This window comes from Streptomyces albipurpureus (assembly GCF_023701525.1).
GTDB classification, from domain to species: Bacteria; Actinomycetota; Actinomycetes; order Streptomycetales; family Streptomycetaceae; genus Streptomyces; species Streptomyces albipurpureus.
In genome coordinates, this window is record NZ_JAMQAW010000009.1 from 1 (window position 1) to 22,817 (window position 22,817).

17 protein-coding genes and 1 tRNA gene are annotated in these 22,817 nt (G+C 69.4%); 15 read left to right on the forward strand and 3 right to left on the reverse strand.

Going from position 1 to position 22,817, the window contains the following annotated elements; translation table 11 throughout:
- Positions 1-229: 229 nt before the first annotated feature.
- The gene (locus NBG84_RS11060) at positions 230-364 is read left to right on the forward strand and encodes a DLW-39 family protein (RefSeq protein WP_003958712.1); all 135 of its coding nucleotides are present in this window, start codon (positions 230-232) and stop codon (positions 362-364) included.
- A gap of 190 nt (positions 365-554) precedes the next feature.
- On the opposite strand, the gene NBG84_RS11065 is transcribed toward NBG84_RS11060, so the two are convergent.
- Entirely contained in the window at positions 555-2,267 is a 1,713-nt protein-coding gene (locus NBG84_RS11065) for a serine/threonine protein kinase (RefSeq protein WP_250919178.1), read from the reverse strand.
- A 65-nt stretch (positions 2,268-2,332) separates the two neighbouring features.
- Complete coding sequence (locus tag NBG84_RS11070; RefSeq protein ID WP_250919357.1) at positions 2,333-2,881, reverse strand: helix-turn-helix domain-containing protein; 549 nt, start codon at positions 2,879-2,881, stop codon at positions 2,333-2,335.
- A gap of 185 nt (positions 2,882-3,066) precedes the next feature.
- Between NBG84_RS11070 and NBG84_RS11075 the strand changes: the two genes are divergently transcribed.
- The 6 genes from NBG84_RS11075 (at position 3,067) to NBG84_RS40585 (ending at position 8,931) form a co-directional block, all read left to right on the forward strand.
- A tRNA-Ala gene (locus NBG84_RS11075) sits at positions 3,067-3,139 on the forward strand.
- A 1,084-nt stretch (positions 3,140-4,223) separates the two neighbouring features.
- Entirely contained in the window at positions 4,224-4,931 is a 708-nt protein-coding gene (cseB, locus tag NBG84_RS11080; protein WP_308312046.1) for a two-component system response regulator CseB, read from the forward strand.
- A gap of 6 nt (positions 4,932-4,937) precedes the next feature.
- Entirely contained in the window at positions 4,938-6,221 is a 1,284-nt protein-coding gene (locus NBG84_RS11085; protein ID WP_250919179.1) for an ATP-binding protein, read from the forward strand.
- 288 nt (positions 6,222-6,509) lie between these two features.
- Complete coding sequence (locus NBG84_RS11090) at positions 6,510-7,538, forward strand: D-alanyl-D-alanine carboxypeptidase family protein (protein WP_250919180.1); 1,029 nt, start codon at positions 6,510-6,512, stop codon at positions 7,536-7,538.
- Positions 7,535-8,710, forward strand: a complete 1,176-nt coding sequence (locus NBG84_RS11095) for an endonuclease/exonuclease/phosphatase family protein (RefSeq protein ID WP_250919181.1) — start codon at positions 7,535-7,537, stop codon at positions 8,708-8,710. The genes NBG84_RS11090 and NBG84_RS11095 overlap by 4 nt, the downstream gene beginning before the upstream one ends.
- Positions 8,711-8,808: 98 nt before the next feature.
- The gene (locus tag NBG84_RS40585) at positions 8,809-8,931 is read left to right on the forward strand and encodes a hypothetical protein (RefSeq protein WP_285366621.1); all 123 of its coding nucleotides are present in this window, start codon (positions 8,809-8,811) and stop codon (positions 8,929-8,931) included.
- 87 nt (positions 8,932-9,018) lie between these two features.
- Here the strand turns inward: NBG84_RS40585 and NBG84_RS11100 are convergent, their stop codons facing one another.
- Positions 9,019-9,654, reverse strand: coding sequence for a TetR/AcrR family transcriptional regulator (locus NBG84_RS11100; protein ID WP_250919182.1), 636 nt, complete (start codon positions 9,652-9,654; stop codon positions 9,019-9,021).
- A 98-nt stretch (positions 9,655-9,752) separates the two neighbouring features.
- Here NBG84_RS11100 and NBG84_RS11105 point away from each other — a divergent pair, with 98 nt between their 5' ends.
- The 8 genes from NBG84_RS11105 (at position 9,753) to NBG84_RS11140 (ending at position 22,807) form a co-directional block, all read left to right on the forward strand.
- On the forward strand, positions 9,753-10,757 hold the full coding sequence (locus tag NBG84_RS11105) for a TIGR03571 family LLM class oxidoreductase (RefSeq protein WP_250919183.1): 1,005 nt from the start codon (positions 9,753-9,755) through the stop codon (positions 10,755-10,757).
- Entirely contained in the window at positions 10,754-11,356 is a 603-nt protein-coding gene (locus NBG84_RS11110; protein ID WP_250919184.1) for a flavin reductase family protein, read from the forward strand. The genes NBG84_RS11105 and NBG84_RS11110 overlap by 4 nt, the downstream gene beginning before the upstream one ends.
- Before the next feature lie 483 nt (positions 11,357-11,839).
- On the forward strand, positions 11,840-12,568 hold the full coding sequence (locus NBG84_RS11115) for a Crp/Fnr family transcriptional regulator (RefSeq protein ID WP_250919185.1): 729 nt from the start codon (positions 11,840-11,842) through the stop codon (positions 12,566-12,568).
- A gap of 608 nt (positions 12,569-13,176) precedes the next feature.
- Entirely contained in the window at positions 13,177-14,100 is a 924-nt protein-coding gene (locus NBG84_RS11120; RefSeq protein WP_250919186.1) for a hypothetical protein, read from the forward strand.
- Positions 14,097-17,060, forward strand: a complete 2,964-nt coding sequence (locus NBG84_RS11125; RefSeq protein ID WP_250919187.1) for a hypothetical protein — start codon at positions 14,097-14,099, stop codon at positions 17,058-17,060. Before NBG84_RS11120 ends, NBG84_RS11125 begins: the two co-directional genes overlap by 4 nt.
- Complete coding sequence (locus NBG84_RS11130; RefSeq protein WP_250919188.1) at positions 17,057-19,189, forward strand: hypothetical protein; 2,133 nt, start codon at positions 17,057-17,059, stop codon at positions 19,187-19,189. Before NBG84_RS11125 ends, NBG84_RS11130 begins: the two co-directional genes overlap by 4 nt.
- On the forward strand, positions 19,186-19,704 hold the full coding sequence (locus NBG84_RS11135; protein WP_250919189.1) for a Pycsar system effector family protein: 519 nt from the start codon (positions 19,186-19,188) through the stop codon (positions 19,702-19,704). The genes NBG84_RS11130 and NBG84_RS11135 overlap by 4 nt, the downstream gene beginning before the upstream one ends.
- Positions 19,705-20,398: 694 nt before the next feature.
- On the forward strand, positions 20,399-22,807 hold the full coding sequence (locus NBG84_RS11140; protein ID WP_250919190.1) for a VWA domain-containing protein: 2,409 nt from the start codon (positions 20,399-20,401) through the stop codon (positions 22,805-22,807).
- Positions 22,808-22,817: the final 10 nt, after the last annotated feature.

A 22,817-nucleotide genomic window follows, 5' to 3' on the forward strand; every position in this document is an offset into this window, starting at 1 on the left:
CGTTTGTTTGCAGCGGGTCCTGATAAGGATGAGGCCACAGGTTCAAATCCTGTTAGCCCCACAGTGTTGAATCAGCCCGTACGAAGTGACTTCGTACGGGCTGATCGCATTATCCAGAGCGTTAGTTGAGCTGAAGGCAAGCCCTACATAGGTCACCGATCGATATCGGTTGGTGTGTATAGTCGGGCGGCAGAAGTCCTCATACGTCAAGGAAAGACGAGGTCGCGCGGTGAAGAAGCTTCTCCTGGTCGCACTGGCTGCCATCGGCGGGCTCCTCGTGTACCGCCAGATCCAGGCGGATCGCGCCGAGCAGGATCTGTGGACGGAGGCGACCGACTCCGTGCCCGCAGGTTCGGGTGTGTGAGTCGCAACAGTCTTGAACGAAGCCCCGGTCGCATCAGGCGGCCGGGGCTTTCCGCTGCCCGAACCCTCCCGGTGTCCTAACCTCCGCCAGGTTCTTCGCGTGAGCGAATATTTCACTTGCTATGGCAAAGGTCTGCTCGGTGCGGCTACCGGACGCCGGCTCGTTGGGTGTTGGGCCCGGACGCACCGATCTAGTTCACCTGGGAGAGCGCCCAGAAGCCCACGGTGTAACAGATCAGGGCCAGGAACAGCACGGGCACGGCGACTCTGAGGGGTGGCCCCGGCCTCTTGGCGGCCCGGCGGGCTTCGGCGCGGGTGAGGGGAACCTGAGGGCTCTGAGCGGTGTATGTACGAGTGAGGGGCGTTTGGTACTGCACCGGGGCGGTCGGCGTGGTGTTCGACCGCGGAAGCTGTTCCGGGGCGTGGGTGTAGAAGGGGGAAGCACCGTGGTCCGTGAGCGGATCTGTCAGGGGCGCCGGGGTCGGTGTGGGGGTTGGCTCGCCAGCGGCCGGGATGGGGGGCGGCGTCGACGGCTGAGCCGGATGTGGCAGTGGTGTGGGCGGCTGCGGGGGTGGCGGCGGCACAGCCAGCCCACCAGCGGGCGCCGGCGGGAGCTGAGGCTGTACGAGAGCGTGCGGTGGTGGGCTGAGGCTCGGGGCGTGCCCGGCGCTCGGGGGGAGACCCGGCGGCAGTTGGGCGAACTGCGGTGGCGCGGAGAGCTGATGCGCCGAGCCGAGCAGGGGCGGCGGCTGGGGCTCCGAGGGGTCACCGGAGGCTCTGGCGGGTCCGCTGGCGGACGGGCCGGTCCCCGGAGGCATGGGGGCGGGCGGGTCGCCGGAGGGCTCCGCACCCGTGAAGCCGACGCCCGAGAACCCGGTGGCATGCGGTTCGACGGCGGGTGGGCCGGTGATGTGCGGACCTGTCTCCGGCGGTTGGGCCACGGAGGGCGAGGAGCCGCGCCCTATGGCCGGAGTGCGGCCCGAGCGGGCCCTGCGGCCGGTGTGGGTGCCGGACGCGTGATCTCTCTCGGGGCCCTTGGGGCCGAACCCGATGGGCAGCGGACCCAGTTGGTCAAAGATCTCGACCGGTTCATCGTCGGGTCCCAGCTCCGGAAGCATCTCGACCGCTGTCGCAAGGGCCTTGCGGGCCCCTGTGGCGCTTCGGAAGCGGTCCTCGGGATCAGGCTGGAGAAGTCCGGCCAGAACCTGCCAGAGCGGCTCAGGGATGCTCTGGGGCGCCCCTGGTGTGCCATGGGTGACGAAGTGTTCCACCAGGGCCTTGGAATCGGGCTTCTGGCCTTCGATGAGATAGATCGCGACCAGGCCTACGGCGAACAGATCCGCGGTGAAGTCCGGTTCCGCGCCCGTCATCTGCTCAGGGGCGAAGTAGCCGGGAGTGCCCACCACATAGTTGGTCTCGGTGAGCCGGGGTTCGCCCTTGCGCATCGAGATCCCGAAGTCGGACAGCCGCAGATGCGGCCGTCCGGTTCCGGTGGCCTCCATGAGGACGTTCGCAGGCTTGATGTCACGGTGCACGACACCTTCAGCGTGCACCGCTGCGAGACCGGCCAGCAGTTGGTCCAGCAGCCCGCAGACATATTGGGGCGGCAGCGGGCCGTAGTCGCCGATCACATGCGCCAGCGACCCGCCGCTCACCAGATCCATGGTGAACAGCACCTTGTCGTCGTCCGCGGCCCAGCTGGCCGGAGCGAGGACATGAGGATGGTCGATCCGTACGGCCTGCTCACGAACGAACCGCAACAAGGTGTGCGCATCGCTCTGTTGGAGCACTTTGGCCGCTACATAGCGGCGGCGTCGATGATCCCAGGCGCGCCATACGGCACCGACACCGCCGCGTCCGATCGGGTCGACCAACTCATATCGGCCGGCGAAGACCTCACCCATGACGCTGCGCCCGCTCCCCGTTCCCTCATGAGGCGTTACGTGGTGCTTTGGTTCAGCCTCGGTGGTCAGCTCTGGTGCGACTCATAATGCGCGACGGCGTCAGCGGTCCGCCCGGCTCCGTAGACCCGGAGGAACTCTGCCAGTTCCGGGTGGGTTGGGGCGAGTGAGTCCGCCGCGTCGATGATGTCCCCTGCCGCGGCCACGGACCGCAGTAGCGATTGGATCTCCCGCACCACCCGGCGCACGGTCGGTGCACCGGAGCTGCTGGTGGTTTGGCTGGTGCCGGTCAATACGGATCCCCCCTGGGACTTCTTCACTTCCTCCATGCGGTCAGTGGCCTCAACGGCGCTGACACTGCCGTCGGCTACCTGACTAGCCAACTCCTGGAGGGCCTGCACCCGCTGGACCACTGCGGGGTTGCCGATTTTGGCCCGCTGGCCGCTCATCAGCTGGGAGAGCATAGGAGCCGACAGACCAAGGACGGCTGCGAGACGAGCCTGGTTCAGCCCCAGATCGTCGATCAACCGCCGGAACAGCGCCCCCAGCGGCTCTCCGTACCAGCTGCGCTGGAGCTCCCTGGCTCTTGCGGTCGTCTCCTGTTGCGCGGCGTCCATGTGCGTCTCCCCATCGCTTTCCCCAAAGCGGGCTTCGCTGCTGCGAACCTCGTCGTGCATCTTACGGAGAGTGGTCGCCCACGGGGAGTCCTAATCGTTTTGCAGGATCACCCGAAACACCCGGTACTCTGGTTCTGCGGAAGTGGCCAAGACCCATGGTCTACTCAACCGCGTCCTTCCCTTGAGGGGCCTTAGCTCAGTTGGTAGAGCGCTGTCTTTGCAAGGCAGATGTCAGGGGTTCGAATCCCCTAGGCTCCACGTCATAAGACCCCTCTGACCTGCGAAATCGCGGTCAGGGGGGTTTTTATCCTGATTTCCCGTGCTGGTATGTCGGCAGGATGGCGCTGATGTAAGCCTCCGCGGCCCGTATTGACGGGGCCTGGAATGGCTCCTTCTCCCCTGGTGGATCCTCCGGTGCCACGGGGCGTCCCGGGGAGCTGTTCCGCTGGCTTCCCGCGTAGATCGCCTGGAGCGGGAAGGGTCGCGCAGGGGCTTCTGGTTTCCTACTCGTTCGACACCATCGGCCCCATGTCTGAGACGAGGTGGAGCATCGGTGAGGGGCGCCGGCGCCCGGGGCCACCTGTCTCCGCCCCAGGGGACCGCGCGGGTTGGTGGTTCTTGGCCCGGCCCGGTCCTCGTCGCCACCCGGTGTCCATCGGTCGAGGAGCGTATCGAGGGCGAGCGGCCAGCGCGGCAGCGAGGGTGAGAACAGCCGCGAACGTGATGGCGGCGCGCATCAGGGCCGTGGAGCAGTTGGGGCGCCGTTGACATGAGGGAACGAACGTGCCCGTGCCGAAGGCCGCCAACAGTGCGACGACGCTCACCAGCGCGCCAAGGCCGTCCATGGCACGCTCCCGGGGAGCGGTACTGGCCGCCTGCCGCGCCTTTGCCCCCGGGATTGGCGCTCCCATCAGGCGGCACGGCGATGGTGCGGCTGCTTCTGGCGCCCAAGGGCTTTCCCCCGCCGCTCGGGTGTGGAGAAGGCCCCGGCGGAAGGCGCCTCCTGTGAGGTGTGACACCCCGAGGTGGGTGTGGACGCCCGATGGGTGGCACATCAGGGGCGCCCTGGGCAGCCCGTCTCCACACCAGGTGCTTGCCGATACCCAACCCGTACCGCGCTGATACACGGCCTCAACCGGGCGGATGAGTCGCTGCCGCACAGTGGTCCGGATACCCGGAGAGACGCGGCCGGATACCCCGAGAGAGATGCGCTGCGTATCCGGCACGGCGGTGACGCGTATGCGGCAAGGCAGTATGGAGAACCAGTGGTAAGCGTTGAATGTGGGAAAGGCCCAGAGTGTCCGTAGACCCGCGGGAAGATGTGGTGCCCGGTCCGGGGGTCATCATCCGCCAGTCCGAAGAGGCTCCGGTCATCCTCCTCGTTGAGGACGATGTGGTGATCCGCACCTCGGTCTCGATGGCCTTGGAGCGGTACGGCTACCGTGTGTGGTCGACGGGTGATGGGCTGACGGGACTGGAGATGTTCCGGGAGCGGACCCCTGATCTGCTGCTCCTGGATGTGATGCTGCCCGAGCTCGATGGCATCGGGCTCTGCCGGAAGGTACGGGAGACCAGCCAGGCCCCCATCTTGATGATGTCCGCTCGTGGTGACTCGCTGGATGTGGTGTCGGGCCTGGAGGCCGGCGCCGACGACTATGTGGTCAAACCCGTTGACACCCCGGTGTTGGTGGCACGGATCCGCGCATTGCTCCGCAGGACCACCTTTACCCCCGACCCCTCTGGATCCGATCCGGCCTCCCACCCGGAGCGGCTCGTCTTCGGCGATCTGTCCGTGGACACTCAGGGGCTCGATGTGTTCCGGGGCGGTGAACGGATCGCACTGGCCCCCACCGAGCTTCGGCTGCTGCTGGAGTTCGCGGCACATCCCGGGATCGTCCTGGATCGCCAGACCCTGCTGCGCAATGTGTGGGACTACGGATGGGACGGCGATAGCCGGGTGGTCGATCTCTGTGTGCAGCGGCTGCGGAAGAAGATCGGCGCGGACCGCGTCGAGACCGTCCGCGGCTTCGGCTACAAGTTGCGGCGTTGAGGTGTGATGGGCGTACGGAAACTGGCAGCCGCGGGGCGGGGTCTGGGGAACCTGCGGTCACTGGCCTGGAAGATCGCCGCCCTGGTGGTGGCCGCGTCCTGCGCCGTGGCCATGGCCGTGGGTGTCCTGGTGCACCAGGCCACCGCGGAGCGCTTCCAGGCCGAGGGACAGGCCTACGCCCTGGAGGAACTGGAATCCGCGGTGAAGGACTACGAGCGCCGCGAAGGCGACTACCTGGTCGGAGTGGAGACGGACCCCGAGGAGATCCCGCCCGAACTGCTCAGCAGTCTGCGGGGCACCCAGGAGCCGGACACCTGGTACGACACCCAGAGCCGAAACGGTCCGTGGATGTGGGCGGGGGAATTCGTGGGCGGCCGGTTGTTCGCCATTCAAGTGCACAGGGGCTCTGAGGAGCTGACTCTGGCCGCCCTGGACCGGAGCATGGTGAAGGCCTCTGCGGCGACCCTCATGGTGATCGTTCCGATCTCCCTGGTCATCACCGAGTTGCTCAGCCGTCGGCTCCGCCGGGTGGCGGGAACCGCACGGCGCATCGCGGACGGCGACCTGGACGCGCGCACCAGAGCGGGCGGGCGAGGCGGGGACGAGATCACCGAGATCGCGGGAGCGGTTGACTCGATGGCCCACTCCCTTCAGGAGCGGCTGCTCAATGAGCAGCGGTTCACCGCCGATGTCGCGCATGAACTGCGGACACCGCTGATGGGACTGGTGACCTCGACAGGGCTGCTGGAGGATGGCGAGGTGACCGAGCTGGTACGGGATCGGGTACGGGTCCTGGGAGGTCTGGTCGAGGACCTGCTGGAGATCTCCCGTCTGGACGCGGGGGCCGAGGCCGCCGACTCGCGGTTCGTTCCCATCGGCAGCGTCGTCGAGGCGTCGGTGGCCCGGACCGGACAGCGGACCCGGACGATGATCAGCGACAATCAGCAGGTCTCCACCGACCCGCGCCGTCTGGACCGCATCATCGCCAATCTGGTGCTCAACGCGCATCGCCATGGCCGTCAACCTGTCGAGGTCCGAGTGGATGGGACGACGGTCGTCGTACGCGACCACGGCCCTGGCTTCCCCGACTCCCTGCTGGCGGATGGACCGCAGCGATTTCGCACCGGCGCCTTGGAACGCGGCCACGGCCACGGGCTGGGGCTGACCATCGCGCTGGGTCAGGCCCAGGTCATCGGGGCGACCCTGCACTTCGCCAATGCGGACGACGGAGGCGCGATGGCCGTGCTCCGCCTCCCTGAGCCGGACCCTTCGGGGCCGGACTTCTCCTGATCGGACTTTCCCGGGCCGGGCTTTCTTGAGCCGGACTCATCCGGGAGCCGTCTTTCCGGGCGGACATTTCCGCGCCTCGCCTTCCAGGTCGGACTCTTCCAAGCCGGATCCCTGCCGACTCCTTCCGGGCCGCACGCTCCGGGCGCCAGGAGCACCGGCCCGTCGGCTGATACACGCCGGACACAGAGCCGAGCAGCGATGGACAAGTGGTCTCCGCTGGACTGACACGCCCCTCTCGCAGGGTGACTGATGTGCGCATTTCCGCGTGCTCGTCTCCCGGAGGCAGCCATGCTCGTCCAGTCCGATCACCGACCGCCCCCTGATCGGCGCCCGCTGAAACGGGTTCCCGCCCTTGTGCTCTGGGGCGCGGTGGCGGCACTGGTCCTCACGGCCCTCGGGGGATGGCTCGTCTCCAGCCAGACGGCACGGGACGGGGACGAGAAGCTGACCGCGTCCTCCAAGGTCACCGGTTCCCTCTCACTGCCGTGGCCAGCCGGTGGCCAAGCAAGTGTGGTCGACACCGGAAGCGGCAGATCAGGAACGAGCGGTGAGCAGAAGGCCGTGCCCATCGCCAGTGTTACCAAGGTCATGACCGCATATGTGATCCTCATGAACCACCCGCTCCAGGAGGGGGAGTCCGGGCCGCTCATCACCGTTGACCAGAAGGCGCAGGACGAGTCCGGTTCCCGGGACGAGTCGACCGTCTACGTCGCGGCGGGCCAGGAGTTCACCCAACGGCAGCTGTTGGAGATGCTGCTTCTCCCTTCCGGTAACAACATCGCCCGGCTGCTGGCTCGTTGGGACGCGGGCAGCGAGCAGGCCTTCGCCGCCAAGATGAACCGTGCCGCAGCGGACCTCAGGATGACGCGTACCAACTACACGGGCGCGAGCGGCTTTGAGCCGACCAACAAGAGCACCTCGAACGACCAACTGCGGCTGGCCCGAGCGGTCATGCGCGACCCCGTCTTCAGGACGATCGTCGCGAGTCGCGAAGTCACCATCGGGGGCACCACCGGAACCATCGCCAACACCAACAAGCTGCTCGGCACCGAGGGCATCATCGGTATCAAGACGGGATCGAGCACCCCAGCCGGTGGAGCCCTTATGTGGGCTGCTGAGACCGGACGTGAGGCTGGCTCCGGGCTGATCCTCGGCGTTGTACTGCACCAGAGGCCGAACACCACACCCGCTCAGGGGCTCCAGGCCGCTTTCGACACCACCGAGCGGCTTGCCGCCACGGCCAGGCGGGAAGCCGGCGCGGCGGTCCAGGGCGACAGGCGACAGGCGAGCCTGGCACTTCATGGCGATACCCGATGACCGGGGAAGTGACCAGAGAAGTCCCCCTACCCCCCGCCGGAGACCGACCAGAGTACGAAGGCAACGCGGTTCACACGGAGTACGTAACCGCCGAGGCCCGGACCGAGCACGGGACCGCCGAGGACTCGCCCGAGCTCCGGACCTCCGAGGACCGGACAGGACACGGGACCCCTGAGAGCCAGACGGAGGGCCAGACGGAGGACCGGACGGAGGACCGGACGGAGGGCCGGACCGGGAGTCGGGCGTTGCGGAGGGTCGACTGGCGCAAGGGGAGAGGGGTGGCCGTGCTGAGCGTCTGCTGTGCGGCCGCTCTGCTGGCGCACCCCTTCGTACCCGACGGTGCCGGAAACTCCGGCAGCCTCATCGAAACGTTCGTGCCCTGGTCCGCCCTGGTGGTACCGCCGCTTCTGCTGCTCGCCTTGCTCCGACGCTCGGGGCTCGCGCTCATCTCCGTACTCCTCCCCGTCCTGGCTTGGCTCGCTCTCTTCGGCGGCTCGCTCACCGACAGAAGGGGCAGTGCCGGTGAGCTGATGGTGGTCAGCCACAACGTCGGCGCGGAGAACCCGGACCCCGAAGGCACCGCCCGAGCGCTCGCGGCATCAGGTGCGCAGGTGATCGCGGTCCAGGAACTCTCGCCCACGGCACGGGAGAAGTTCCAGCGGGCACTTCCCCCGCGATACCGGCATCACACGGTCCAGGGCGGAGTCGGTCTGTGGAGTACCTATGGGATATCCGCCGCCGAACCCTTGGAAATCATGCCGTGGCCCCGGGCTCTGCGCGCCACACTCGCCACACCGAAGGGTCCGGTCACCGTTTTCGTGGCCCATCTCGCCTCGGTTCGAGTCACCTCGGGATCCGGTTTCACCACCGACCGCCGTGATGCCGCGGCAGGGCTCCTCACGGATGCCGTCAACCGGGACCCCGCCGCCGACATCCTCCTCGTCGGCGACTTCAACGGCACGGCCAATGACCGCGGGTTGAGTCCACTGCTGCGCGGAATGACATCCGCGCACGAGGTGGCAGGCGACGGATTCGGCTTCAGTTGGCCCGCCCGACTCCCCCTGGCCCGCATTGACCACATTTTCGCCCGGGGCCTTCAGCCGGTATCCGCGCAGACCCTGCCCGCCACGGGAAGCGACCATCTGCCCGTGCTCGCTTCCTTCGCCTTCTGAGGCCGGTCAACACCGGGACCAGCACCATCCGCACAGGGTGGGTCGACGGTCCGCGGCGTGCGGTTCTTGCCCCTCACCTGGTGCGTAAGACTGCATGGATGATCGACGACCGAATGCTCGCCTCATCTGCCGATACCCACGGCTACCTCACCGATCAGCTCAACCTCGCCCTCCGTCGGCCGGGTATGTACGGGGATGTGGAGTCGAGCATGTGGTTCTGATCGACCATCTGCTCTTCCTGGAGCGGCGGCCTGAGGTGTGGGAAGAGCAGAAGAACCGTTGGGAGCGGCAGGGGATATGGACGGGGTCTAGACCTGGGGTGTGGCGCGGACCAGTTGGGCGAGGTGGACCGCGGCTTCGCGCAGGGGGGTGTCATCGCCTGAGACACGACTGAGCAGCTCAGCGCCTTCCAGCATCCCGATCACGGTTCCGGCGAGCGAGCGGGCCGCCGCCGGTGCGATGCCGCTGCTCTCCAACTTGGCGGTGACCAACTCCTGCCAGTGGACGAGGGCCTCGGTCGCCGCCTGCTGGAGGCCGGGGACGCGGCCGATCGTCTCCAGCGCGGTGACGGCGATGGGGCAACCGTCCGCCCAGTCCGACTCCTTGAGCGTGTCGGCCAACAGCAGTGCGCAGGCGGCCGTGGCCTGCGCGGGGTCGGGGGAGGACGAGAGCCCCGCCGTGAGCAGATCGCTGAACTCCTGTGCGCCGTAGCGCATCGCCTCAATGGCCAGCTCCTGCTTCCCGCCGGGGAAGAAGTGGTAGACGGAGCTGGGTGAGGCCTTGGCGGCGCCCGCGATCAGCTTGACCGAAGCACTCTCGTATCCCTGGCGCTGGAGCAGCGTGGACGCCGCGTGGACGATCCGGCGGCGGGTGTCGGTCTCGACCGGCGGGCCACCCATTGGTGCGGTGACGTCCTCGATGTTCCTGGATTCCGTGACTTCCATATCACTCACTCTACTGGTTGGAACGTTCGATCCAGTGTGTTTATAGTCTGGATCGAACGTTCCAACCAGAACGGACGTAAGCACAGAATGGATAAGAGATGCCCATAACAACCGCCGCGCCGGCTTCCTCCTGGGCTGGCCACCCGGGGTACGGGCGCATGTTCGCCCCCGGAGAGCTCACCGTGGGCCTCTTTCTGCCGCTGTGGCCCTATGCCGGCGATATGAGCGGGCTGCGGGGTCATACGGAGGTGGTCCAGCACGCCGAGCGTTCGGACTTCGCGGCGGTCTGGGTACGGGATGTGCCGTTGGCCGATCCCGCCTTCGGCGATGTCGGCCAGGTGTATGACCCCTGGGCGGCGCTGACCTGGCTCGCCGCGCACACTTCTCGGATCGCCCTCGCGGCGGGCAGCGCGATCTTCACCCTGCGGCACCCCATCGACCTGGCCAAGCAGGCCGCGTCCGTGGACCATCTCAGCGGCGGAAGGCTGGTGCTGGGCGCTGCTTCCGGTGATCGGCCGGCGGAGTTCCCGGCGTACGGCATCGACTACGGGGCCCGCGCGGTCCGGTACCGGGAAGCCGTCGACTCCTTCCGCGAACTGCTGGCGACCGGCCCCGCGGGGGGCCGCACCCCGGCATGGGACCTACTGCCGAAGCCGGTCTACGGAGGTATTCCGCTGCTGGTCACGGGTTCCTCTCGGCAGTCCGACGCTTGGATCGCCCAGCATGCCGACGGGCGGTTGGTCTATCCCATCGAGACCGTCACCCCCGAGGGCCCACGGGCCCTCGGGCGCAAGATCGCCGCATGGCGGGAACTGGTGCCGGAGGGGGATTTCCGGCCGGTCGTCACCAATGAGTGGATCGATCTCGTGGAGGACCCCAAGCATCCGCCGACCCCGCTGCGTGGCGGTTTTGTGCTGCGTACCGGGTCCGAAGGCCTGTGTGAACTCCTCGGACGCTGGAAGGAGGCGGGCATCAACCACGGCGCTCTGGGTGTCCAGCACGGGAGGAGGCCCGCTGCCGAGGTGGTGGCCCAACTCGGTGAAGAGGTCGTACCGCACTTCCCCGCGCTGGCGGCCGCGACCGCGCTGGAGCCGTCGTGGTGAGCCTCCGGGGAGCAGCGGAACCGCTGAGCCGCGCGCATGTGCCCGGACAGGCGGGCCCGGTACGCCATGGGGAGCGCCCCATTGGCGAAGACACCGTGCGTACCGAGGAGTTCAGGGCGGCCATGCGCTGCTGGGCCACCGGGGTCACCGTCGTCACCACCGAGGGGCCCGAGGGGCCGCACGGAATGACGGTCAACTCCCTGCTCTCCGTCTCGCTCGACCCGCCCACCCTGCTGATCTCCCTGGCGAGACGCAGTCGTACTCATCGGATCGTCGAACAGACCGGCGGTTTCACGGTGAACGTACTGACCGCGGATCAGCGTTCGCTGGCGGATCGGTTCAGCGGGCGACGTGACGCGGGCGGGGAGGAGTTCAGTGGGCTGGAGTTCCGCCCGTCATCCGACGGCGGCGGACCGGAACTGGAGGACAGCGTCGCCGTGCTGAGCTGTCGTACCGCTCGGAGTGTCGAGGTGGCGGACCACACGCTGTTCATCGCCACGGTCCTCCGCACCCGGCTGCCGTCCGGCACCGGCGGTCCACTGATCTACGCGGGCCGCCGCTATCACCAGCTCGGCGATTGGCAGAAGGAGACGCCGTAGCGTCCCGGATGATGCCCCGGGGGCATCGGTACGGGTCCCCACCAGGCGTAGCCCTTCGGAAGGCCGGCTCCTCGCCCGCTACTCGATCTTCCCCCGGCGTTCGTCCTGAGCGCACCCGTGGAGAGGCCCCCTGCCGTCCGCCATCGGCCGGGATCGAGAAGGCGGTAAGTGTCACATCGAACTCGATAGGGACTCGACCGGAGAAACTGGTTGAGTGGGACGAGGGTTCGTAGCAGTCTGGCGAGCGGTCAGGCTCTCTGCGGTCGCTGGAGGCCGGTCCGATGGTCGATCGAACCGGCCCGGGCGCCTCTGACGGAAGATCGCCGCACCTGAGGTCGACCATCCTTGCTGCATGGTGGGGTGGAGGAGAGGGGCGGCGATGCGGATGGGTCTGCTGAGGCGCGTCTGCTCCATTGCTTCCACCCCGTCCAGGGGGTCACTACGCTCGATGGGCGACGCACAGGGCGAGGGGTGGCGCAAGCGATGAGCCTGGTGGGGCGAGGACAGCCGTTTCTCCACGGTCTGGGGAGACAGGCCAGGGAAGAGCTGCTGGGTCTCGGCGCGGAACGCCGGTTCGCCGCGCAGGAGCACCTCTTGCGGGAGAACGACGAGGGCAGCCATGTCCTGGTGATCTTGAATGGCTGGGCCGTTGTGTCCACGGCGACCGAACGGGCTTCCTCCCGGCTGATTCTGGCTCTTCGAGGGCCTGGTGAGCTGGTGGGCGAGATGGCCATGCTCGATGGGTCGCCGCGTAGCGCCACCATCACGGCCCTGGGGCCGCTCTCGGCCCGAGTGATCATGAGTGAGCGGTTTCGGAGGTTCGTCGCGGGGACCCCGCAGGCCAATGGGCTGCTGATGGCTCAACTCGCGGCCCGACTGCGGAGCGCCGATGAGGAGCGCCGTTCGCTGGCTTCGTTGACGGTGCTTCAGCGGCTGGCCGAACGGCTGCTGGAACTACCGGCGGTGGGCCCGTCGAACGGCCGATACGGAACGGGGAACTCCGAGGCTCAGGTGGTCTTGGTCGACCTTGCCCAGCATGACCTCGCGGATGCGGTGGGAGCCACCCGGGAAGCCGTGGCCAAGGCGCTGCGGCTGCTGCGGGACGCGGATGTGGTGCGCACCGGCCAGCGTCGTATCGAACTGGTCGATCCGGGGGTTCTCCGTCTGCTGGCCTCCGGCGGCAGTTTTGACTTCCGCAGCCGTACGTCCTGACCGAAGGAGTCCGGGCAAATAGCAATAGCCCATCCGGGAAGCCCGTGCGGGGAGTCCGTGCGGGGATGGTCCCTCCGTGGATCGCTGCCCAGTCCCTTCGTAGCCCGTTTCTCAGCCCACTTCGCGGACCCTGGGGGCCAGGTGAGGCGCCAGCGCCTCCGCTCCCCATCCTCCGCTCCCCATCCTCCGCTCCCCATCCTCCGCTCCCCATCCCCCGATCCCGATCCATCCCCCGATCCATTGGCCCTGTTCCACGGGGAGATGAGACGAACTCCCCCCGTGCGCGTTTCTCCTCACACGGGAACACCGGCGAGGACGCGTGCTCGGGTACGGGTGTTTCCGTGCCCGCGCAGAGGGAATTCCTTCCGTCCGGGCAGATGCCGTGTCCGTTGTCCGACCGCTGCTCCACCCCGCGCGCTGCCGATCATCTGGGGAGCCGTCCCAGGTAGGGGCGTGAGGTAGTGCAATGAGTGGTGGGGTGGTGCGCAGGGGGCGCGCGACCCCTGCGAGCGATCCCAATGCTTCAGAACGATGTGTAAACGACCACATGCCAATGCCCTGGGGGCGGGGATGCTGACGTGCATCCGTGAACACCAGGGGGAGGCGCGATGGGTGCCGGGGCTGTCTACAAGTTCCTGATGAGTGTGGATGCCCGTGGGTCGGGCCGTTATCTGGACAACGCCAAGCTGCGTATGCGTCGGCGCATCTACGCATGGGCGGATGACGCCTTCGACTCCAGCGGGATCGGCCGGGCGCTGATCCACCGGGAGGACCGGGGCGACGGGTTCATCGCCGCGGTGGACGCCCGGGTGCCGCCGGCCCAGTTGATCGGCCCGTGGTTGGCCGAGTTGTACCAGGGACTGCGCGACGGAAACGAGGAGCTCTCCACCCCGCTGGGGCTGCGGGTCGGAATGCATGTGGGCCCGGTCCAGCACGATGACGACGGGATGGCGGGCGAAGCCGTCGACCAGGTCTGCCGACTGGCGGACTCCGACATCACCCGGGACGTTCTCGCGCACTCGGGCCGGGATCTGGTCTGTGTGGTCTCCGACTCCCTCTACCTGGCGGTCGTCAAGCACGGCGGCCGGTTCATGGAACCCTCGACCTACCGTCCGGCGCGGCTGATGCTCAAGGAAGGACCCGTCACCGCGTGGTTCCACATCCCGGGCGAGACCCGGCCCGCCGTGCCGGGCGACGCCACCTTCGGGAAGCTCAGGGGGGCCGACGCGGCGCCGGGGCCGCGTCGGGCTTTCGGGCCGTCGACGGACCCGCAGGACGGTGGTGAACCACAGGCGGTCTCGCGTGCCCGGGACATCCCTGGAGGGTGGTCCCGGGCCAGCAGGGACGGGGCCGGGGACGACTCCGTTCTCGAAGCCGCACCCGATGACACGGAGGCGGACCGCGACCGGGAGGGCGCGCGGGTTGAGGTGCACGCCGAGGGCGACAGCATCTTTGTCGACCGTGGGGACTTCCGTTACGGGACGACCCACTTCGGCGGCCGTCACACCACGCCGCCGAGGGGGGACCGGTGAGCGCCGAAGCCCCGGGCGGGGGCGGGGGGCCCGCCCGGGCACCGGCTCAGGACCAGGGGTCACCCGACCGGGGTCGCGATCGTGGACCGGACCGGGAGAACAGGGACCGGGAGAACCGGGACCGCGATCATCGAGACAGGGACAGGGGCAGGGACCGCGACCACCGGGACAGGGACCACCGGGATGGGGACAGAGATCGGGATCGCGACGACCGGGACCGGGATCGTGGCCGGGACGATCGGGGCGAGCCCAAGGGACCTGCCGGGAACGATGAGTCGGACTCCGACAGCGCCCGCAGCGAGCGGGCCGAACGGGAACAGCGGCAGGGCGAGCGCTTCCGGGACGCCATGGCTGACCCGCTGTCCGACGATGGCGCCTCCGGTGGAACCCGGGCTTCGACCCGCGCCCGTCGTGAGGCCCAGGTCAGGTTTGAGGTACGGGGCAACAGCGGTGTCTTTGACCGCAGCCGGGTTGACCACGCCCACTTCGGCGATGTGTACGTCGCCGAGAGCCGGACCGCCAGGGCACCCGTCTTCGGTCTGGTTCCCGATGAGGAGTTGGCCCGGCTGCGTCAGGTCTATCGGGCCCCGGCCGGCTATCAGACCCTGAAGGACATTCTGCGCAACCGCCGGGTTCTCCTGCTCGGTGGCTCTCCCGGCACCGGCCGGTCCACCACCGCTCTCTGCCTACTCGATGAACTCACCGTTTCGAACAGGCCCCCTGGTCGCGGAGCGCGCGGCGGCGAGCAGAACGGAGCAGGCAACGGCGGGGGTAACGGAGAAAGGGGAACCCAGGCCCCGGACGCCGGAACTCCGGGCGGTGGGAGTCGGGCGATCGGTCGGGTCACCCGACTCGACCCCTCCGCAGCCGCGCACCTGGTGCGCGATCTACCGGCCGTCGTGATGGGCGTCCCGCACGGCGGGGGCCTGATCCTGCAACTGCCGGAGGAGGCCGGCGACTGGCCGGTTCCGCAGGAGTTGCATCTCGACGCCCTGTCCGCGGCGCTGGCCGAGCGGGCCGCCTTCGCCGTGCTGGTGGCCTCACCCTCCTCCCCCGGCGGTGGGCTGCTGACGGGTCGATACGGCCGTCAGTGTCCACCCGCTCCCGCCCGTGAGCTGCTGTCCTGGCATCTGGAGTGGGGACTGTCCCGGGACGCGGGCGTCATCGACACCGGTGCGCTGGAAGCCGGCAACCAGATCCTCGATCACAGCCTGTTCCAGCAGGCGTTGGGGATTCGGCTGGACGCGCTGCGGCCCGGGGAGGCGGAGTACGTCGCCCGGCTCCTGGTCAAGCATCTCGCCGGCGGGCTCAGCCGGGAGCGGCTGCTCAGCTCGTGCGGGGAGGTGGCCCGGCTCCAGGCGAGGGAGTGGTTCACCGGCCGGGCGGGAGCCCGTGGGCCGGTACCCGGCGATGAGTCGGGGCGGGCTGGCGAGCAGTCGGCGGACGGCATGGACAGCCTGCTGCGCGAGATGGCGTTCCGGGTGGCGCTCGCGGTGCTGGACGGTGAGGCGTTCAGTGCGGTCGCCGACGCGGCCGATCTGCTGGCCTGGGAACTCTTACAGGCGCGCGATCCGGCCCGGGCGCCCGGACGCCCCGTGTTCATGGAGAACCTGGAAGGGCTGCTGGCCGCCTGCAGGGCGGATCTGGCGGTCGACGAGGACGACACATTCGGTGGGGTGCCGCTGCCCGTGCGCACCGTCGCCTACCGGGGCGAGGCGCTGGCGGGCGCCGTACTCGCCGAGGTCTGGGAACGGCATCACTCGGCCCGGGCACCCCTGGTGCGCTGGCTGCGCACCTTGGCCGACGACCCACGTCCCCAGGTGTGGACCCGGGCCGCGGTGGTCGCCGGTGAGCTCTGCGCGGCCGATGTGGGCTATGGATTCCTTGAACTCATCCGTCCGCTCGCCGCCGCCGACGCTCCCCGTCGCCGCTTCTTCGCGGCCACCGCCCTGGACCAGATGGGCGCCCGTGACCCGCATCGCGCCGCTGTGCGGGTGGTCGTACGGGACTGGGCGGACGCGGCGGAGCCGGAGCTGCGCTGGACGGCGGCCGTCGTCCTCGGCTACGGAAGGACCGAGCAGGACACCCGATACGCCGTGGACCTGCTCGGGGAGATCGGCAGCCGCGATGAGGGCAGGCTCCTCCAGGTCGCGTCCTTCTCCCTGGCGAGACTGGCCTCCGGTAGCCGGGCCGCCGAAGTGCTCACCGAGCTGAACCAGTGGGCGGCGGAGCTCACCGGTGAGTACCGCGATCTCGCACTGCTCAGCGCCCTTCGCCTCGCCTGGGCCCGTACCGATGAACTGTGGGAGCCGGAGACGGCGGCAGCCGCTCCGGCGGAGGGGGACGACCGCTCTTCCGGGAGCGGCTCCGCAGGTGCCGAGCGGTCCGCCACCGCGCTGCGAGCGAACCGGTTGCCACCCGTCATCCGGCCGAACCGACGTTCTCCCTCCGCCCGGTGGCGGTCGGAAACGCCGCACTCCCCGCAGGCATCGACCGAGATCACCGATCGGGAGCTGGGGCTACGCGCCCACTGGCCACTGGCGATCGCCGTCGCCGTGGCCGTACCCGAGGCCGACACCCCGCTGGCCGAGCTGGTGTGGCGGGCACTCGACAGCCATCTGTCGAGTGAAAGCGCCCTGGACGCGGTACGGGAGTGGCTGCGGGTGGCCGAGGAGGACGCCGTGCTTCCCGGGCCCGACCGCCGGATTCGAACGTACGCCTTCGAGGACTTGGAGGCCGCGGGGGCGTCGGGACTGGACCCGGTGCCCGGGGAGATCCTGCGGGCACTGCTGTGGTTCCTGCCCCGGCTGATGCGTCAGCGACGGGACTGGGAACGGCTGTTGTGGCTGCTCAAGACCATGGTCGAGGCGCCTGACGAGCCGATGACCGAAGCCTTCGCGGGCCATGTGCGGGACGTAGTGGGAGCCGGACTGCCCGGCCCGAGGGAGGAGCGGAGTTGACCGGCAACCCGGAGGAAGAGGGACTCGTCGTCCCGGAGAACATCGCCGGCCCCTTTCTGGGCGAGCGGCGACTCAGCGGCTGGTCGTTCCGCCACGACGGGGGCGCCCAGTCCGCCTCGGTGGTCTTCTACGAGGGCGGCGGCTGCACCGTCTTCACCGTGAACGGTACCCATCATGTGCGGGAACGGCGCATGTTCGCGCGTCCGCTCAGCGTCTGCCAGGTGGCGTGCGGACGCCATATCACCTCCTTCGAGGTGCAGTTGCCCGCGGCCGGGGCGGCCACCTTCTTCCTCACCAAGGTCACTCTGCGCTGGCAGGTGACGGACTACGAGCGCGTGGTGGTGAATCGCCTGTCCAGTGTGGAGCGGGATCTCGGCGAGGAGATCGTGCACCGGCTGCGGGAGGTGTCCGAGCGGTTCTCCGTACGGGACGCCCAGGAGGCCAACCAAGCGATCCGAGCCGATATCAGGGCGGGGCGCTGGCGCAACCTCGGCAGCGACGTGGGGCTCACCGCGGAACTGTTCGTCGGAGTCGGCACCGATGAGGTGATCCTGAGCCAGGTCGCGGAGGCACGTACGGACGAGGGCGAGGAGCAGCGGGTCGCCCGACGGTTCGCCGCGTACTCCCGGCTGGCCGGAGGGTCCGCGTCCGATCGACTCGCGTATCTGATGGCGTCCGGCACCAAGGACGACGTCAACGACGTCATCAAGATGATGCGGGAGGACGATTCCCAAGGACGCAGCGATACCCGGGACTTCTTCATCCGGATGTTGGAGCAGGACCGGATCACCAGCCCGGAGCTGGAAGCCCACTTGCGTTCGCTGATTCTCACCGGGCAGTCCGCCGATCCCCAGTACCAGGCCCTCGCGGAGCGGGCGCTGCCGCCCGCTTCCCCGCCACCCCGGCTCTCCCTACCCGCGGCTCCGTCCGGACACGGCGCCGGGAGCGCTGCCGCGTCGGGCACCCGGGATGCCGCCGGCGGTTCTGAGCAGGACTGGCCCGGAACGGGCAGCGGCTCCGGTCGGGGGCAGGCGCGGGAGGGCCGGGTGTGGAATGACGGCTCCTGGGTGGATGAGTACGAGGGCGGGCTCGCGGCCGGGGGTGCTGGAGCCCGCAGGGCCTCGGGCTCGGACTCCGCCCCGGAGTCGAGCGGCCGCGGTCAGGGGCGCTCACGCCCGCCGCGCGACCTGTGGGCAGATGAGGACTCGCCGGGAGACGAGCCGGGCCGGGGTGGATCGTCGGCGGGCGGCCAGTCGCGTCATGGCCGGTCGGGGGACGGCCGGTCGGGGGACGACCGGGTGGGCGCTGGGGGGCGATCGGGTCCGGGCCGCGATGCAGGGGAGCGGGAGTGGGACGACCAGGAGCGGGAGGACCGGTCGCCCCCTGACTGGCCGGGGGAGGGCCGGCACTACCGGGACCGGGAGGAGCGGGCCACCAGCAACCGGTTTGACCACGGGGCTCCCCGTAGGGCTCAGGCGCAGAACGAGCGGGGCGGGGACTCCTGGTCCCGGGACGAGCGGGACGGCGCTTCCTGGACCAACGGCGATCCCGCCCGGAGTGACAGCGTCCGCCGCGAAGCGACGGATGGCGGCGGGGAGTGGGACCGGCCGCCGTCAGGCCGGTCCTACCAGGACGGGCTCCGCGACGAGCGCGGCGGTGACGAGCGGTCGCGCGGCCACCGGCCCCGTGCGGATCGATCACGCACGGACCCACCCGATGGCGATCGGCGCTGGGATGACCGGTCAGGCAACGGCAGGTCCGGTGCTGAGCGCCCCCGGGCAGACCGCCCATCTACGGATCGACCGCGTACCGAGTCGGGCTGGGACGACCGGCCTCACGGTGGCCGGTCTCGTGATGACCGGGGCCGTGACAACTGGTCCCGTGATGACCGGGGCCGTGATGACCGGGGTCGGGACTATCCATCCGGTGGCGATCGATCCCACGACGACGGGGATCGGGACGAGCGGTACCGGTCCGCGCGGGCGGACCGGTACCGGGACGCTGAGCCCCGGGACGCGGACCCCCGGCAGTCCGGAGGCCGGCAGTCCGACCCCCGGAGGTCCGAAGGCCGGCAAGGGCGTGGCTCCGACTACTGGTCGGTTTCCGACGGTGAGGAGGGGCGCGGATGACTGTTCCCACGCTCGTGGACACCGTCGAGGGCAACGGCACGGGCTATGCGGCGAGCCGACTGCTCACCTTCGTACGGGAAGACCTGGCCCGTGCCGACACCAAGGCATCGGTGCTGCTCTCCTTTGTCCTCGCGCTACCCGCGCTGGTGGTGAGCAGTGCTCGGTTGCCGGATCGACCGTCAACCGTGGGCGTGGCGCTGCTGGCGCTGGGCGGCCTCGTATGGATGTTCGGGGCCGTGTCACTCGTTCGGGCGATACTCCCGCGCTGTCGAACTGAACGGGACGGGCCCGGCATCACCTTCTACGCCGATGTGCTGGAGATCCACCGGGAGTCGGGGGCCGCGGGGGTCCTGGCCGCGGTCACGGCGGCGGGTGTTGAGCCGGCCGCCTGGTTGGTCACTCAGACAGTCGACCTCAGCAGCATTCTCGCGCGGAAGTACCGCTGCATCCGCTGGGGTGTGAGTTGGCTGTTCCTGGGGGTGGTGGGGGCGACGGCCGGACTGCTGGCGGTCTGACGGCGCGATCCGAACGCCCCGAACCGGGTGAACAACGAGGCGCGGGAGTCCCCCACGCGGGCCGAAGACGAGACGCGAACGACCTGAACGGGCCGAAGACGAGCAGCGGGACAGCCCGGAACGGCATGAACGAGTACAAGCGGTTTGCAGGGGAGAAAGACGGGGTGAAGACGTGAGCACCAACCCGAGCGGCGACCAGCGCCGCACAGCCCGCGGCGCACCAGCGCCGACAGGACGCGATCCGGGGCCGCAGACGAACCACCAGCCGGGGGGCCGAGCAGGGTCGCTCAGCGGGATCGATACGGGGGATTCCGCTGGGCGGCCCGTCCTGGGTTGCGCGGCCAACCAGACGCCGCCGGACATCGCGGGGCAGGGGGCCGGGCGAGAGTCCGGGCAAAAGTCCGGACAGGGGGCCGAGCGAGAGTCAGAGCACGGGGGCGAGCGAGAGTCCGGGCGAAAGTCCGGGCAGGGGTCTGAGCGAGAGTCAGAGCACAGGTCCAGGCAAGAGTCCGGGCATCGGGCTGGGGACGGAGGCGGAGAGCCGGAGCGGGCCGGTGGCAGCCGGTCCGAGCACGCCACCACCAACATCCCCGGCCAGTCACTCGGTTACCCGGCGGCACGACCCCGTGCGGCCGATCCCCTGGGCCGTCCGGACCCTGACCGGAGCGGGGACCGCCCCGGCCGGCTTACCGCGGTGCGAGGTAGGCACCGCCGAACGTCGAGCGGCGGCACGCTCCTGACGGCCCTACTGCTGGCCGCGGTGTCCCTCTCCTTGGTGGCAGGTGCCGGAGTGGGGCCTGAAGAGGGGAAGAGCGCGTTCGGTGCGGCCGCGCCGGCCCGTGCGGAGATCCAGGACCCGGTCGACGCCGCGATCGTCGTGGACGCGTCGGGCAGTCTTTCCCAGCAGGACGTGGAGCGGGAGCGGGACGCCGCCGAGCGGATCGTGGTCGGTGAGATATCGGACCGGTCCCGGATGACGGTCCTCGGTTTCGCCAGTGCCGACAACGACCGGCAGTCACCGGTGGACGAGGTCTGCCCGGCCGCCACCCTCAGCGGGGTGGCCCGCGAGAAGCTCAGCGACTGCATCGGTCAACTCAAGCGCCGGGAGAAGAACGAAGGCACGGGTACCGACTTCCCGTCCGCCATCCGTCAGGCGGTGGACCGGCTGTCCGAGGGCGACCCCAAGATGCCCAGGGTCCTCTTCCTGCTCACCGACGGACTCCTCGATGTCGAGGACAGCCCGATCTACGGCGATGCCAAGGACCGTAAGGCGAACGGCGAGCGCGAACTGAAGGAGGCGCTGGCGGAGGCCCGGGCGGCCAAGGTACAGATCTGGCCGCTCGGTTTCGGCAAGGCGGATGACACCGCCCTCCAGAAGATGGCCGTCGGTGCCTACCAGGGCTCCTGCGACAACCTGCCGCAGGCCAAGCCGAAGGCCAAGACGGTGAAGACCGCCGAGGCGGTCGGCGACGCGCTCCAGGCGGCGTTCGCCGGGGCCCGCTGCCTGGTCTCGGACAAGCCGATCAAGGGCACCTCGCCGGGCGACATCAAGCTGCGGATCTCGCCGCTCGCGACGCTCGCCAGCGTCGTGGTGTCCAAGGGGGACCCCAAGGTCACCGTCACCTACATCGATCCGCGCGGCAAGAAGGTGGAGCCGGGCAAGGACCGCGACGGATCGACCTTCCACCTCACCGGCGCCGGTAAGAACGTGGAGGCGCTGCGGATCACCGACCCCAGGCCGGGGACTTGGACCGTGCGTCTCGATGCCCCCGAGGGGCACCGCGACAAGCTCGCCAGCGTGGGTGTCCAGTGGCGTGGGGCGCTGCGCTCCTCCATCACCATGAAGCCCACATCCCCGCGTCCCGGCGAGAGCGCGGTCGTCAGGCTGCGGCTGCAGACCCGTGACCATGAGGCGATCACCAACCGTGAGGACCTGGACCGGCTGCGGGTGTCGGCCAGCCTGACCGGTGACGGCTTCAAGCCCGTGCCCATCCCGCTCGCCGAGGACAAGGAGGGCGGTGTCTTCGCCGGCAAGGTCACCGTCCCCCAGACCGCCAGCGGAGCGCTGAAGGTGGTGGGTGTGCTCGGTGCGGTCGGGCTGTCCGCCGACCATCGGCCGTTCCCCACCCGTATCGCGGGTGTCAACGACGAGGTCCGGGCCGAAGTCCAGGTCTCCGATGCCACCGTGCACCCGGGGAAGGGCACGCGTTTCATCCTCAAGGCGGAGAACCAGTCCAGCACCGAACGCGTGCTGAGCGTCGACATCGAGGACGCCGCTCCCGGCGATCTGACCCTTTCGCCGCGCGAGTTCACCCTGAAGCCCGGTGAATCCATCACCGAGTACGGCACCCTCCGGGTGGGCACCGACACCGATCCGCGCCGGCTGGCCGGGAAGATCCAGGTCACCGACACCACAGCGGACGGGCAGGTGCTCCACGCCGACCTCGTCACCCTGGAGGTGGTGCCGGTACCGTCCTGGCTGGAGCGGATGTGGGACGCGTACTGGTGGGTCATCGTGCCCGGGGCGATCCTGCTCGCCTGTCTGATCGCGTACGGGATCTGGGCGCTGCGCGCCCGTCGGCTGCGCGCCGATCCCACCGGGCTGGTGCTCAGGCTGCTGGTCCCCCACGGCGGTGGCCATCGCGAGGGGAGTTCGCTGCCCGTCAGCACCGGCGGAGTGGTTCCGTACCGCTTCGAGGTGGTGGACGAGGACAGCGACGACCCCCGTCTTGAACCACGGCCCACCAATGGGAACTACCAGTTGCGGCGCGGTCCCCGGGGTGGATTGGTCCGGATGCCGGGGCGGGCTGAGGAGTCGGTACGGCTCGGGTCATCGGTGACGCTGCCCGGCAGCCTGGTGGAACTGCGCATTGAGCCCGGTGCCGGCCGGGGTGCACGGGACGGCGGTGTGCTGCGTCGACTGGTGCGGCTGCTGGACGGGTTGGGTGGCCGCGGTCGGAGCGGGCGTTCAAGCGGCCAGGGCGGCACCTTCGGTTCCGGCTATCCGAACGCGGGCGGCACCTCCGGGTCCGGCTATCCGAACGCGTCCGGCGGCCCGACGCCGCCGCCCACCGGAGGCTCGTCCCCACACCCCGACCTCTGACCCGCTGGGC

Excerpts from the sequence above, each read along its gene's own strand:
- NBG84_RS11135 (WP_250919189.1), top strand. The coding sequence starts at position 19,186 with ATGACTGTTCCCACGCTCGTGGACACCGTCGAGGGCAACGGCACGGGC.
- NBG84_RS11100 (WP_250919182.1), bottom strand. The coding sequence starts at position 9,654 with ATGGAAGTCACGGAATCCAGGAACATCGAGGACGTCACCGCACCAATG.
- NBG84_RS40585 (WP_285366621.1), top strand. The coding sequence starts at position 8,809 with ATGATCGACGACCGAATGCTCGCCTCATCTGCCGATACCCACGGCTAC.
- NBG84_RS11095 (WP_250919181.1), top strand. The coding sequence starts at position 7,535 with ATGACCGGGGAAGTGACCAGAGAAGTCCCCCTACCCCCCGCCGGAGAC.
- NBG84_RS11090 (WP_250919180.1), top strand. The coding sequence starts at position 6,510 with ATGCTCGTCCAGTCCGATCACCGACCGCCCCCTGATCGGCGCCCGCTG.
- NBG84_RS11085 (WP_250919179.1), top strand. The coding sequence starts at position 4,938 with ATGGGCGTACGGAAACTGGCAGCCGCGGGGCGGGGTCTGGGGAACCTG.
- NBG84_RS11065 (WP_250919178.1), bottom strand. The coding sequence starts at position 2,267 with ATGGGTGAGGTCTTCGCCGGCCGATATGAGTTGGTCGACCCGATCGGA.
- NBG84_RS11115 (WP_250919185.1), top strand. The coding sequence starts at position 11,840 with ATGAGCCTGGTGGGGCGAGGACAGCCGTTTCTCCACGGTCTGGGGAGA.
- NBG84_RS11120 (WP_250919186.1), top strand. The coding sequence starts at position 13,177 with ATGGGTGCCGGGGCTGTCTACAAGTTCCTGATGAGTGTGGATGCCCGT.
- NBG84_RS11070 (WP_250919357.1), bottom strand. The coding sequence starts at position 2,881 with ATGGACGCCGCGCAACAGGAGACGACCGCAAGAGCCAGGGAGCTCCAG.
- NBG84_RS11105 (WP_250919183.1), top strand. The coding sequence starts at position 9,753 with ATGCCCATAACAACCGCCGCGCCGGCTTCCTCCTGGGCTGGCCACCCG.